The sequence below is a fragment of the Humibacter sp. RRB41 genome (assembly GCF_022761015.1).
Taxonomy (GTDB): Bacteria; Actinomycetota; Actinomycetes; order Actinomycetales; family Microbacteriaceae; genus Humibacter.
This window is the reverse complement of sequence record NZ_JAKWJQ010000003.1, coordinates 456,748-469,572: the sequence shown is the minus strand read 5'-3', so window position 1 is coordinate 469,572 and position 12,825 is coordinate 456,748. Positions and strand designations below refer to the sequence as shown.

The 12,825-nt window shown below is 68.0% G+C and carries 12 protein-coding genes; 3 read left to right on the top strand and 9 right to left on the bottom strand.

Translation table 11 applies throughout. The features are described from left to right. The first annotated feature begins 1 nt into the window (after position 1). A complete protein-coding gene (locus MJ603_RS10790; protein ID WP_243063717.1) occupies positions 2-547 on the top strand; it encodes an O-acetyl-ADP-ribose deacetylase in 546 nt (181 codons plus the stop codon). Positions 548-579: 32 nt separating this feature from the next. Here the strand turns inward: MJ603_RS10790 and MJ603_RS10785 are convergent, their stop codons facing one another. From MJ603_RS10785 to MJ603_RS10760, 6 genes are all read right to left on the bottom strand, one after another. Next, on the bottom strand, positions 580-1,164 hold the full coding sequence (locus MJ603_RS10785) for a GDSL-type esterase/lipase family protein (protein WP_243063716.1): 585 nt from the start codon (positions 1,162-1,164) through the stop codon (positions 580-582). A gap of 115 nt (positions 1,165-1,279) precedes the next feature. Beyond that, positions 1,280-2,140, bottom strand: coding sequence for an aldehyde dehydrogenase family protein (locus MJ603_RS10780; protein ID WP_243063715.1), 861 nt, complete (start codon positions 2,138-2,140; stop codon positions 1,280-1,282). After that, entirely contained in the window at positions 2,137-3,642 is a 1,506-nt protein-coding gene (locus MJ603_RS10775) for an aldehyde dehydrogenase family protein (RefSeq protein WP_243063714.1), read from the bottom strand. The genes MJ603_RS10780 and MJ603_RS10775 overlap by 4 nt, the downstream gene beginning before the upstream one ends. A gap of 44 nt (positions 3,643-3,686) precedes the next feature. Then, positions 3,687-4,670: a deoxyribose-phosphate aldolase gene (gene deoC / locus MJ603_RS10770; RefSeq protein WP_243063713.1), complete on the bottom strand. Its 984-nt coding sequence runs from the start codon at positions 4,668-4,670 to the stop codon at positions 3,687-3,689. Next, complete coding sequence (locus tag MJ603_RS10765) at positions 4,667-5,653, bottom strand: sugar-binding transcriptional regulator (protein WP_243063712.1); 987 nt, start codon at positions 5,651-5,653, stop codon at positions 4,667-4,669. The genes deoC and MJ603_RS10765 overlap by 4 nt, the downstream gene beginning before the upstream one ends. Before the next feature lie 207 nt (positions 5,654-5,860). Next, on the bottom strand, positions 5,861-6,706 hold the full coding sequence (locus tag MJ603_RS10760; protein ID WP_243063711.1) for a LysR substrate-binding domain-containing protein: 846 nt from the start codon (positions 6,704-6,706) through the stop codon (positions 5,861-5,863). Between the two features lie 121 nt (positions 6,707-6,827). On the opposite strand from MJ603_RS10760, the gene MJ603_RS10755 reads away from it, so the two are divergent. Further along, positions 6,828-8,159 (top strand): MFS transporter, encoded by a 1,332-nt coding sequence (locus tag MJ603_RS10755; protein WP_243063710.1) that lies wholly within the window; start codon positions 6,828-6,830, stop codon positions 8,157-8,159. An 88-nt stretch (positions 8,160-8,247) separates the two neighbouring features. Beyond that, positions 8,248-9,192 carry an ROK family protein gene (locus MJ603_RS10750; protein WP_243063709.1) on the top strand — a complete coding sequence of 315 codons (945 nt, stop codon included), beginning with the start codon at positions 8,248-8,250 and terminating at the stop codon, positions 9,190-9,192. Between the two features lie 58 nt (positions 9,193-9,250). Here MJ603_RS10750 and MJ603_RS10745 read toward each other — a convergent pair whose 3' ends face one another. The 3 genes from MJ603_RS10745 to MJ603_RS10735 are packed head-to-tail and all read right to left on the bottom strand — an operon-like array spanning position 9,251 to position 12,801. Further along, positions 9,251-10,372 carry a serine hydrolase gene (locus MJ603_RS10745; RefSeq protein ID WP_243063708.1) on the bottom strand — a complete coding sequence of 374 codons (1,122 nt, stop codon included), beginning with the start codon at positions 10,370-10,372 and terminating at the stop codon, positions 9,251-9,253. A 46-nt stretch (positions 10,373-10,418) separates the two neighbouring features. Further along, on the bottom strand, positions 10,419-11,669 hold the full coding sequence (locus MJ603_RS10740) for an MFS transporter (protein WP_243063707.1): 1,251 nt from the start codon (positions 11,667-11,669) through the stop codon (positions 10,419-10,421). Between the two features lie 55 nt (positions 11,670-11,724). Beyond that, positions 11,725-12,801, bottom strand: coding sequence for a class I mannose-6-phosphate isomerase (locus MJ603_RS10735; protein ID WP_243063706.1), 1,077 nt, complete (start codon positions 12,799-12,801; stop codon positions 11,725-11,727). Positions 12,802-12,825 lie beyond the last annotated feature (24 nt).

Sequence of the window (12,825 nt, the reverse complement as noted above, 5' to 3'; positions counted from 1 at the left end):
GATGGCAGCACGGGATGTCGACGGCGTGCACATCGAGACGGCGCTCGGCGACATCACCCGCGAGCGCGTCGACGCCATCGTGAACGCGGCGAACGCTTCGCTGCTCGGAGGCGGTGGTGTGGACGGAGCGATTCACCGCGCAGGCGGCCCGGAGATCCTCGCCGCCTGCCGGGTTCTGCGTGAGACGGTTCTCCCCGACGGCTTGCCGACCGGCGATGCCGTCGCGACGACGGCCGGCTCACTTTCCGCGCGCTTCGTGATCCACACCGTCGGGCCGGTCTGGGCGGGTTCCGGCGATCGCCGACCTCTGCTGGCGAGCTGTTATGCGCGGTCGCTGCAGGTTGCCGGCGAGGTGGGGGCGGCATCCGTCGCGTTTCCCGCGGTCTCGGCCGGCGTGTACGGCTGGCCGATGGACGACGCCGCGCGGGTGGCCGTGTCTACGGTGCTGAGCGCGGCGACAGCCGTCAGCGGGCTCGAGCTCGTCCGGTTCGTGCTCTACTCCGAGACGGCCCTCGCCGAGTTCGATTCCGCACTCGCGGCCGCGTGAGCGGGGCCGCTGCCCGGGCTTCCGCAGCGGATTCAGTGCCTGTGGCGCAGGTGCTCGCGCGGAAGCAGGATCGGCCTGCTCGTCGGCGGCACGTTGTTCAGGGCCTCCAGCGCACCGCGCAATTCGGAGAGCCAGACCTGGTATCCGTTCTCGTTCAAGTGCAACGAGTCATCGGAGTACTCAGGATCGAGGGCGCCGTCGCTCGTGGCCAGTGCCGGCCACAGGTCGAGGTATTGAGCCCGCACTGTCGACGCGAACTGCCAGAGGTGCCTGTTGACATCCTTGATCGTGTCGGCGTACGCAGCTTCACGCGGCATCACCGACTGAACGAGCAATTGCGAGTCGGGCAGTTCCCGTCGCAGTGTCACGAGGATGGTCTCGATGTTGCGCACGATGTGCTCGGCGGAGCGCCGCCACGCGAGGTCGTTCGTGCCGATCAGCAGGACGACCGTGTGCGGTTGCAAGCCGATGATGTCATCGAGGCGGGCGATCACGGCATCAGTGGTGTCGCCTCCGATGCCGAGGTTGCGCGTGCCGTCGCCGGGAAACCATTCCTCCCAGCGACCGCCGGCGGTAATGCTGTCGCCGACGAAGACGGTCGACACCTCGTCTGACATGTCGCTCCTTCCGCCCAGACTCCATCTTGACCCTCGGCGGCGGCAACACGCCACACCCTGACTCGAACCGAGGAGTCGGCCGCATCGCCGCACAACGGGCGCGGATCCGAGATCGTTACAGCATGCTCTTGGTGTGCCAGACGGTCTTCGTCTCCGTGAACGCCCCGATGCGCTCGAGCGAACGGGTCGCGACGTCTCGCCCGTCCGGCGGCAGAACGCGCTTGAGGGTGTCGGCCGCGGCGATCTGCAGATCGACCCAGTCGAGCTCGGCGGCTCCGGCGAGATCGAGCGCGTTGACGTCGGCATGCGAGGCGAGCCACGGCGCGATCCCGGCCGCCGAACCCGTGAGCACGTTGACGACGCCTGCCGGCAGATCGCTCGTCGCCAGGACCTCGGTCAGCGAGATCGCCGAGAGCGGATGCCGCTCGTCCGCGATCGCCACCACGGCGTTCCCGGTCACCAACGCGGGAGCGACGACCGCTACGAGTCCGAGAAGAGACAGTGCGCCCTGCGGCGCGACAACGGCGACCACGCCGGTGGGCTCCGGAACGGAGAGGTTGAAGTACGGGCCGGCCACCGGATTGGCGTTGCCTGCCACCTGTACGAACTTGTCGGCCCAGCCCGCGTACCAGACCCAGGTGTCCACTGCCTCGTCGACCTGCGCCTCGGCGTCCCGCCTGCTCAGCCCCTCTGATGCCTGCACCTCGTCGACGAACTGAGCACGCCTGCCCTCGAGCAGTTCCGCAACGCGATACAGCACCTGACCGCGGTTGTATGCGGTCGCGCCCGACCAACCGGAGACGGCCTTGCGAGCTGCGACGACGGCATCCCTGGCATCCTTACGGGATGCCTTCGCGGCGTTGGCGAGGAAGTCGCCGTTCGCCCCGAGCACTTCGTAGGTGCGACCGGATTCACTGCGCGGGAACGCGCCGCCGATGAACAGCTTGTAGGTCTTGGGCACCGCGAGCCTCGTCACTTGGCTGATCCCTTCTTCACCCGAGTGGTCTTCGGTGCGGCGGCACTGGCAGTAATCGCTGCGGCCGACTGAGGCGCCAGATACGCGGCGAGGCCGTGCCTGCCGCCCTCCCGCCCGTAGCCCGACTCCTTGTAGCCGCCGAACGGCGACGCTGGGTCGAACCTGTTGAACGTGTTCGCCCAGATCACGCCGGCGCGCAGCTTGTCGGCGACGGCGAGCATGCGACTGCCCTTGTCGGTCCAGATGCCGGCGGAGAGGCCGTACGGGGTGTTGTTCGCCTTGGCGATTGCCTCGGCAGGGGTGCGGAACGTGAGAACCGAGAGCACCGGTCCGAAGATCTCTTCTCTGGCGATGCGGCTCGACGTCGACACGTTGTCGAAGATGGTGGGCGCGAACCAGAAGCCGTTGTCGGGAATGACGCAGTCCGCGCTCCAGCGGTCTGCTCCTTCCGCCTCGCCGATGTCGCTGAGCTCGCGGATGCGCTGCAGCTGCTCGGCCGAGTTGATCGCACCGATGTCGGTGTTCTTGTCGAGAGGATCGCCCATGCGGAGCGTCGACAGTCGCGACTTCAACCGATCGACCACCTCTTCATGCACGTTCTCCTGAACGAGCAGCCGACTGCCGGCGCAGCAGACGTGCCCCTGGTTGAAGAAGATGCCGTTGACGATCCCCTCGATCGCCTGGTCGATGGGTGCGTCGTCGAAGACGATGTTCGCCGCCTTGCCGCCGAGCTCGAGTGTGACCTTCTTGCTCGTTCCGGCGACGGAGCGGGCGATCTCGCGGCCAACCGCCGTCGATCCGGTGAAGGCGACCTTGTCGATGTCGGGGTGGTTCACGAGCATCCTGCCGGTCTCTCCCGCGCCCGTGACGATGTTCACGACCCCGGAAGGGAGACCTGCCTGCTGCACGATCTCGGCGAAGAGCAGCGCCGTCAGCGACGTGGTCTCCGCGGGCTTCAACACGACGGTGTTGCCGGCGGCGAGCGCGGGGGCGATCTTCCACGCCAGCATCAGAAGCGGAAAGTTCCACGGGATGACCTGGGCTGCGACGCCGAGCGAGCGCGGCGCGGGGCCGAGGCCTGCGTAGTCGAGTTTGTCGGCCCATCCCGCGTAATAGAAGAACCATGCAGCGACGAGTGGCACGTCGACGTCACGGCTCTCTTTGATCGGCTTGCCGTTGTCGAGGCTTTCGGCGACGGCGAGCTCTCTCGCGCGCTCCTGGACAAGCCGCGCGATGCGGAACAGGTACTTGCCGCGGTCGGCGCCGCTCATGCGCGACCAGACCTTGTCGTGCGCGCGGCGGGCGGCCTGAACGGCGAGATCGACGTCATGGCCGTCAGCCGTCGAGATCTCGGCCAGCACCTCCTCGTTCGCAGGCGAGACGGTGTGGAAGCCGTCGCCGTGCCCGTCGACGAACTCACCGTCGATGAAGAGCCCGTACGAGGAGCGCAGACTCAGGATCGAGCGCGACTCCGGTGCGGGCGCATAGTCGAGGAAGGTCATCGGTTCTCCTGATCGCTTGTCGTTCTTCGCTCCGCTGCCACGGCTCAATCGATGGTCACGTAGTCGGCGCCGGAGTAATGCCCGGTCTCGATCTTCTGCCGCTGAAGCAGCACGTCGTTGAGCAGGCTCGACGCGCCGAAGCGGAACAGCCGCGGGTCGAGCCAGCGCTCCCCCGCGGTCTCGGCGACGGTCACGAGGTATCTGACGGCATCCTTCGAGGAGCGGATGCCGCCTGCCGGCTTCACGCCGACGAGATCGCCCGTCAGCCGGTGCCAGTCGCGCACAGCCTCGAGCATGAGGAGCGTGACGGGCAGCGTCGCCGCCGGCGACACCTTTCCCGTCGACGTCTTGATGAAGTCTGCGCCGGCGAGCATGGCGAGCCACGACGCCCGTCGCACGTTGTCATACGTGGCGAGCTCACCGGTTTCGAGGATCACCTTGAGGTGGGCACTGCTGCCGTCGGAGCGCCGGCACGCCTCTTTCACGGCGACGATCTCGTCGAAGACCTCTCCGTAACGTCCGGCGAGGAAGGCTCCACGGTCGATGACCATGTCGATCTCGTCAGCGCCTGCTTCGACGGCGTCGGCCGTGTCGGCGAGTTTGACACGCAGCGAGGCGCGGCCGCTCGGGAACGCGGTGGCGACGGCCGCCACATTGATCGTGCCGCCACCGCCCGCATGATTCGAGCCGAGGGCCTCGACCGCGACGTGCGCCAGGTCGCCGTACACGCACACCGCCGCGACTTGCGGGCAGGTCGGATCCGACGGATCGGGCAGCACGGCCTTCGCGACGAGGGAGCGCACCTTTCCAGGGGTGTCAGCGCCCTCGAGCGTTGTGAGGTCGATGAGCGAGATGATCGTGTCGAGCGCCCAGCGCTTCGAGGTGGTCTTGATCGAGCGGGTGGCCAGCGAGGCGGCGCGCTGCTCCAGGCCGATGGCATCCACGCCGGGAAGGCCGAGCGCGAACGCGCGCAGGCTGCGCTCACTGAGTTCGGAGCCGACGACGGTGCGGGCGAGATCGAGCGTCATGATGCCTCTTCGGTGAATGCGGCCCCCGCGGCGGCCACCGGGTCGTCGAGCAGTGCGGCTGCGGTCTGGTCGTCGGTGATGAGCACTGTGCAGAGCGAATTGGTGACCAGCGCTCTCGCGACTTCGTGCTTGCCGTCGCCTGCGACGACGGCGATGGCGGTCTCGGATGCCTTCAGCCTCTCGAGTGACAACCCGACGGTCCTCGAATCCAGTTCGGCGTCGACAGGTGCCCCGTCTGCGCCGATGAAGCGCCCGACCACATCGCCGACGGCACCCTTGCAGACCAGGGTCTCGACGTCGGAGGGCGTCAGGTAGCCGCTGTGCACGAGCGCGGAGTCGGCGCCGGCGACGCCAGCGCTGAACAGGTACGCCTCGGCGTGCGCTGCTCGATCGAGCACGCCGGCGATGGCGCGGTCGCGCTCAATGCTGCGCTTGGTCGCCGTGTGCTCGAGGATCGCGGGAATGGGCAGCACATGCGCTGAGCCGGCCGCCTTCTGCGCCATCACGAGAGCCGTGGCAGACGCCGTGTCACCGTACTTGGTGAGGCTCAGGCCGCCGTTGATCTGCACGACCCCGACGCCGTGCGCCCAGCCGCGCGGCAGGCACGCGGCAACGTCGTGCAGGGTTCTACCCCAGCTGACGCCGAGAGTCTGCGGAGCGGGACGTAGTGCCGTCAGATAGTCGGCGGCGGCCTGCGCGACGCGGCGCTGGAGTTCCTCGGGCGAAGACACCCCTGCCGACGACGCGACGACGATGTCCTTGAGACCGAACCTCTTCTTCACAGCCTGTTCGGCGAGCACACGACGGGCGCGCGGATGCACGATCTCGATACGGACGATCCCGGCCGCGCGCGCCTGTGCGAGCAGTCTGCCGACTTTCCACCGCGTGATATGAAGCGCGGCGCCGATCTCGTCTTGGGTGCGTCCCTCGTCGTAGTAGAGCTCGGCGGCGCGCACTGCGAGCAGTTCATCTGAGGAGTTCATGACGCCTTCCAGAATAGAAAGGCGCCCACTTTTGAGCAATACAGGGTCGAGCATCCGCTCATCTGCGCGCCTGAGTTCGAGTACCCGACCGGCCCACGACACGCTCCACAAGGCGGCGGCGCGTACGCCTCCGAACGCGACCGTCCTCCAGCCAAGCGCGGCACGCCCGGCGGGGACGGGCGAGCCACATGACGCTGCCGGGCGTGCCTAATGGAGCGTTCGGCCCATGATCGCTCTGGTGAGTGCTGCTACGGGGTCTGCGGCGGCACGGGGGTTGGACAGCAGACTGAACTCGACCTCGCCGAGCTCGGGCAGCCCGAGGCGATTCGTGACCTTCACGAGATCGGCCGGGATGAGCGTGCGCGGGAACGGCGCCACACCGAGACCGGCACGCACGGCAGCCAGCACCCCGTTGACTTCTCGCGTGTTGCACGTGATGCGCCACACCCGTCCTGCTGATTCCAGGGCATCGATCGCAAGCTGACGGCTGAGGCTCGGGTCTTGGTAGGCGATCAGCGGCACCGGATCGTTCGGGGCCAGCTCGGTCTTGTCGAGCCCCATCCACACCATGGAGTCGGTGCTGACCCGATCGCCCTCCGCCGATCCGGAGTTCTGCTTGATGAAGATGAGGTCGAGCTGACCGGCCTTGAGCTTGCGGTACAGGGGCGTCGACTGTCCGACCGTCAGCTCGAGATTGATCTGCGGGTACGCCTGGCGGAAGTCCCTCAAGATGCTCGGCAGCTGTGTGATCGCCAGATCGTCGGCCGCGCCGAACCTGAGCCTCCCGCGCATCGCCGTGCCGCTGAAGTAGCTGTCGGCCGCCGCGTGCGCCGCGAGGATGCTGCGGGCGAAGCCGGCCATCGCGTCGCCGTTATCGGTCAACCGCACCTGCCGGGTGTCACGATCGATCAGGGTGCGCTTCGCCGCCTTCTCGAGCCGCTGCACATGCTGGCTGACAGTGGGCTGGCTGAGGCCGAGCCGTTCGGCGGCACGGGTGAAGCTACCGGTTTCGGCGACCGCGAGGAACGTGGCGAGAAGGTCGGGATCGAACACGGTGCAAGCCTACATTCACAAACGCAATGGGAGTTATAGGTGCGATAAGTTCGCGGAATGAATGGTCCGAGGCTAGCGTTATTTCCACACGTTCGTAACTTGACCGCACTCGGAACCTTTCGTGACATCGTCCTCTCTGACTTCCTCTGAATCTCTTCTCACCGCTCCCGTTCCCGTGCTCGCCACCCGCCCGCCGTGGCGCGAGACATTCGCATCGCTCAAGGTTCCGAACTACCGCCTCTACGCGGGAGCGCAGGTCGTCGCGACCACGGCGCTCGGCATGCAACGCGTCGCCCAGGACTGGCTCGTGCTGCAGCTTTCCGGCAGCGTCGCCGCCGTCGGAGTCACCGTTGCGATGCAGTTCGCGCCGATGCTCATCTTCGGCCTGCTCGGCGGTGTGATCGCCGACCGCTACTCGAAGCGGATGCTCCTCATGCTGACGCAGAGCACTGCCGCTCTGCTCGCCGCGGTGCTGGCCGTGCTCATCCTCACCGGCACGGTGCAGGTGTGGCACATCTGGGCGCTGGCGTTCATCGGCGGCTTCGTGACCGTCGTCGACAACCCGGCACGACAGGTCTTCGTCAACGAGATCGTCGGACCGCGTCTCTTGCGCAACGCGATCAGCCTGAACTCCTCCACCTTCCAGCTCGGTGCCCTGATCGGGCCGGCGGTCGGCGGCATCGCGATCACCGCCGTCGGCAGTGGGTGGGCGTTCGCCATCAACTCGGCCGCGTGCATCGTCGTGGTCTGCGCACTGGGATTCATGAACACCAAGGCGCTGCTGCCTGCGCCCATGGCTCCACGCGGCAAGGGGCAACTCGCCGAGGGATTGCGCTACGCGGCGCACAAGCCGGCCATCCTCTTCACGATCATCACTCTCGGCGCTGTCGCCATGTTCGCGTACACGATGCCCGTGCTGCTGGCCGCCTACGCGAACGACGTCTTCAAGGTCGGCTCTGCCGGTTACGGGTTCTTCAACGCGCTCGTCGCGGTCGGCGCCCTCACCGGTGCCGTGCTCTCCACACGCAGGCTCGGCGTCAGCCTTCGGCTCGTCATCGGCGGAGCCGCCCTGCTCGGAGTCGTGCAGGCGAGCGCGGCTCTCTCCCCCGACATCGTCGTGTTCGGCGTGCTCATCGCAGCCAGCGGCGCAGCGAGCCTGCTGTTTCTGACCAGTGCGAACTCTCTGGTGCAGATGTCGACCAACCTCGGCATCCGCGGGCGGGTGATGGCCCTCTACATCATGGTGCAGCTGGGTGGGCAGGCCATCGGCGGCCCTGTGATGGGCTGGATCGTCGAGCGCTACGGCCCGGCATGGGGCCTCGCCGTCTCCGGCATCGTGCCGCTCGCGACGGCGATCGCGCTCGCGCTGCTCGTGATGCGGCGAGCGCACCTCCGCGTGACGGTGTGCAGGCGCGGCAGGATGCCGTCACTCGCCGTGGTCTCGCGCGACTGATCACCAGGCCCGCCGACGGCCTTCCCGGTGGGTCGTTGCGCGTCATGACGTGCGCGGACAGCCCTCTCCGCTCCCCTACCCTTGAACCATGACCCCGCCCCTCGTTCTCGCCGTCGACTTCGGCGGCACCAAGGTCGAATCCGCGCTCGTGACCGATGAGGGCGAGGTGGTGCCAGGGTCGCGTCATCGCGCACCGACAGGACGCGAGGCGACGAGCGAAGCGTTGCAGGCATCCGTTCGCGAGGTCATCGAGAGCGCTCTGGCCGCCTCAGGCGAAACCGAGCTCGCCGGCGTCGGCATCGGGTGCGCCGGCCCCATCGACCGCTCGCGTGGCCTCGTCTCGCCGTTGAACGTTCCGGCGTGGCGCGACTTCGACCTGCGCGGCTTCGCGCAGAACGTGCTCGAGCAGCGTGGCGTCGACATCCCGGTCGCACTCGAGATGGACGGGGTCGCGATCACGATGGCCGAGCACTGGGTGGGTGCAGCACAGGGCGTCGACAACGTGATGGGCATGGTGATCTCCACCGGCATCGGCGGCGGGCTGATCGTCGGCGGCCGCGTGGTGACAGGCCCGACCGGCAACGCCGGTCACATCGGGCACGTCGACGTCGCGGGCTTCCAGGGCGAGGACACCTTCGGCAAGGCGACGTCGCTCGAGGCGATCGCCAGCGGACCGCACACCGTCGCATGGGCACGCAGGCAGGGCTTCACAGGCTCGAGCGGCGAGGACCTCGCCGCTGCGTACGCCGCAGGCGACCCGATCGCGCACGACGCCATCCAACGCACCGGGCACGCCGTCGGAGCGGCGATCGCGAGTGCCACGGCTTTGCTCGACCTCGAACTGGTCGCCATCGGCGGCGGGTTCTCGCAGGCGACCCCTGATCTGTTCGACGACATTCGCGAGGTGCTCGACGGGCACTACTTCGGCTTCGTGCGCAAGGTGCGCATCGTGCCGTCCGGTCTCTCCGGCGAGGGTCCGCTGATCGGAGCCGCCGCGCTGGTGCACCGCGCAGAGCTGCTGCCTGCACTGTAGGTGACCTCGAGGTTCCTGAGCGAGGCGAAGCCCGCCGCTCGGGAAGCGGACAGGTGGCTCAGCCGTCGGCACCGATGTCGGATGCCACGTCGGCCGCGTCGCACGCGGCGATCACCGCGTCGGCTACCGCGGAGTGGTGGCCGATCGCGTCGAGGCCCTCGCCCAGCCTGCTGGTCAGATGCACGAAGACCAGCGCGCGGGTGGGATCCGCCCAGGCCACGCAGCAGTTGCTGCCGTTGTGGCCGAACGCCTGCTTGCTGCTCAGTTCGCCGAGCGGGCTGATGAACCCCGCTGCGTGGCGGGCGCCACCGAGCTGGAATCCTTCCGACCACCGCACCGGGGCTTTCGCATACCTGTCGAGCTCGCCGTTGCTCGAAGGACGCAGCATGCGCGTCACGGTGTCGGGTGACAGGATGCGCGTGCCACCGATCGTGCCGCCGCCCAGCAGCATGCCGTAGAACCTGGCGACATCCTCGGCCGTCGTCGAGATGCCTGCAGCCGGAATGACCGCACGCCGCACGCTTCGCCGGTTGAGATCGACGGCGGCGACCCGCCCTACCGGCGTGGTGCCCCTGATGGGCACGCATCGGTAGAGCTCTGGCTCTGGAACACCGAGGTATGTGTCGTGGAGTCCGAGCGGATCGAGCAGTTCCGTGCGCAGTGCGTCGGCAACGGGCATCCCTGTGGCACGTTCGACGAGCTCTCCGAGGATGAAGCCGAACGCCAGGTATTGATACGCGGGCACCGTGCCGACGGGCCAGCGCAGCTTCGCCCGTTCGATGCGATGCACGCTGTGGTTCCAGTGCGTCATGGCCAACGCATCGCCCAGCGTGGTGGTCGCGACCGCCATGCCGGATCGATGCTGCAGCACACGCCGAACCGTCACGTCCCCCTTGCCGAAGCGTGCGAATTCCGGCCAGTATGCGGCGACCGGTGCATCGAGCGCGATCCTGCCCTGCTCGGCGAGCCGGTGCACGAGCACGGCGATGAACGGTTTGCCCGCCGAGAACATCCAGAACAGCGAGTTCGGCTCGCAACCGGAGCGTTCGTCGAGATAGCGCTGTCCGTCTCGGACGACGAGCAGCCGGGTCGCGCCGTGGCGTCCACGCACGAGGCGCAACGCATCCGCCATGACCGGCTCGTCGTTCACCGGTGAGACCTCATCGATCGAGTCAAACATGCCGTCCTCGGCATGGGATGCGCGTACGCGGCATTCGCCGCGCATGTCACCGAACGTTCACTCGCGCGGCACGAGCCGAGACGTGATCCTCCAGCATTCCCGGCCGGGCGATCACGACGCCGGCGAACGCGACGGCCGCCGCGGTGATCAGCAGGAAGATCAGCGGCCACTGCCATCCGCCGGTCACCTCGTGCAGAGTGCCGACGACGAGCGGACCCAACGCTCCAAGCACGTAGCCGAGTCCTTGCGTGAATCCGCTGAGCGCCACGGATCCTTCGTGCGTTCGGGTGCGCAGGTTGATCAGCACGAGACAGAGCGGGAACAGCAGCGGGCCGAGACCGGCCAGCGCCACCCAGAGCCAGGTCGCCTGCGCCGGCCAGAACAGCAGTCCGAGATAGCCGACCGCGAAGAACGCGACGCCGAGGTAGACGAGCAGTCCGACATTGCGCATGCGTGAGGCGAGCACCGGGATGAGGAGTCCGGCAGGGATGCCCATGGCCGAGTAGATCGAGAGCAGGTCGCCCGCCTGCGCGGGGTCGCTGCCCGCCATGTCGTGCACGAGCTGCGGCAGCCACGCGAACATGGCGTACGCGTTCAGCGACGACGCCGCGAACGTGACGGCCATCGCCCACGACAACGGCGAATGCCAGACGCGTCCCATCGCGGCCTTGCCCGGCTCCTCGACCTCGGCGTCGACGTGCCGGGAATCCGGTCTGCGCACGAGGATGCCCAGCCACGGCAGCAGCGCGAGCACGCCGAGCACCGACCACATGCCGACCGCGTACCGCCATCCGATCGAGTCGGCGACCGGCACGGCGACCAGCGGCGGCACAAGGGTGCTCACCGACAGCACGGTGGCGTAGAGCGAGGTGATCAGACCGATGCGGTCGGGGAAGTACCGCTTCACGAGCGGCGGCAAGAGCACGTTGCCGACGGCCATGCCCGCGAAGGTGATGACGCTGCCGACGGCGAGCATCCAGAAGGATGTCGACAGACCGCGCACGAGATGGCCAGCGACGATCGCCGCCAGCGCGATCACCATCACGACCTCGAGGCTCGCGCGACGGGTGAAAAGCGGTGCAACGAGGCCGAAGACGGCGAAGCTGATCGGGGGCAGCGCGCCCAACAGCCCGATTCCGGCTGCACCGAACGGCAGGTCGTGCGTGATCTCGTCGAAGATCGGCGACAGCGCCGTGACCGCGGCACGCAGGTTGGCGGCCACGAGCAGGATGCCCAGCAATGCCAGGGTTCGGCCGGCCCAGAGCGGAAGACGTGCTGAGGCGTTCTGTTCGGTCACACCCCAGTCTTTCATCAGGGGCGCAGACGCATCGCCCTGAACGCCGGCGCGCGATTCAGGCGGCCGGCGGGCGGCAGCGCAGCACGGCGACGGTGCCGCGCACCACGGTCTCGCCTGCACCGAAGGGAACGAGCACGGTAGCGCCGGCCGTCAGAGGCAATGTCTCGTCCACCCATTGCAGCTCGCCGTCGCCGTCGAGGACGACGAGCACGCTGTAATCGGGCTCAAGCGTGATCGAGCCATGGGAGTCGATGCGGTCGGCGCGGAAGAACGCATCCGCCTCGGTGGGAAAGAGCGGCGTCGTCTGCGCGTCTCCGGTCGTGCGCGTCGTGCGTCTGGAGGACAGCTCGGAGAGCCGATCCCGCGAGACAACGTCGCGGTCGAGGTCGGAGAACGCGGTCGCCGCGTCCAGTCCGAGCAGCGCGTCGGCGTCGGCGATGGGGAATCCGTTGCGCTCGAGGATGATCGAGAGGTCGACGGGTTGCTGCAGCTCCACGAGCGTGATGCCCTCACCGATCGAGTGCGGCATGCCCGCCGGCACGAACAGCGTGTCGCCGGGGGCGAGTTGCACCCGGTTCATCGCTGCGAGCATCCCGTCGACGTCGTGCGTCGCATACCAGCGCAACACCTCGGTTTCGGACACCGGCCGGGAGAATCCGAGGTACGCGTAGCCGGGCCCGTCCGTCGCGACGATGATCCACGCCTCCGTCTTGCCGCTGGCGTGCGCGAGCACGTCCCGGGCGAACGAGGTCGACGGGTGATAGTGCACGAAGAGCCGTTCGCGGGTGTCGAGCAGCTTCACGAGCAGCATCGGGTCAGCGCCGAAGGCCGCGATGTGGTCGCCGCCGAGATAGAGGTTCGGATCGGCCGCCACCGCGTCGCGCAGGGTGGTGCCGTTTTCCAGCGTTGTGAGGCCGACGCCCCCGCCGGCGAAGACCTCGGTCGTCGAGGCGACGAAGTCTTCGGGCATCCACACGGCGCCACGATCGGATTCCGGATCGATGCCGCGGAACCTCTCGATGCCCACACCACCCCGGTAGGGCCGGGCAGGCGGGCGGTTCGGCGCCAGCAGCACAGGAGACGCCCCGCTCGAGGCCATCGCATCGGATGCGCTGTTCCGGCTGGTCGTCACACTGCTCCCCCGTCGAGTCACGCC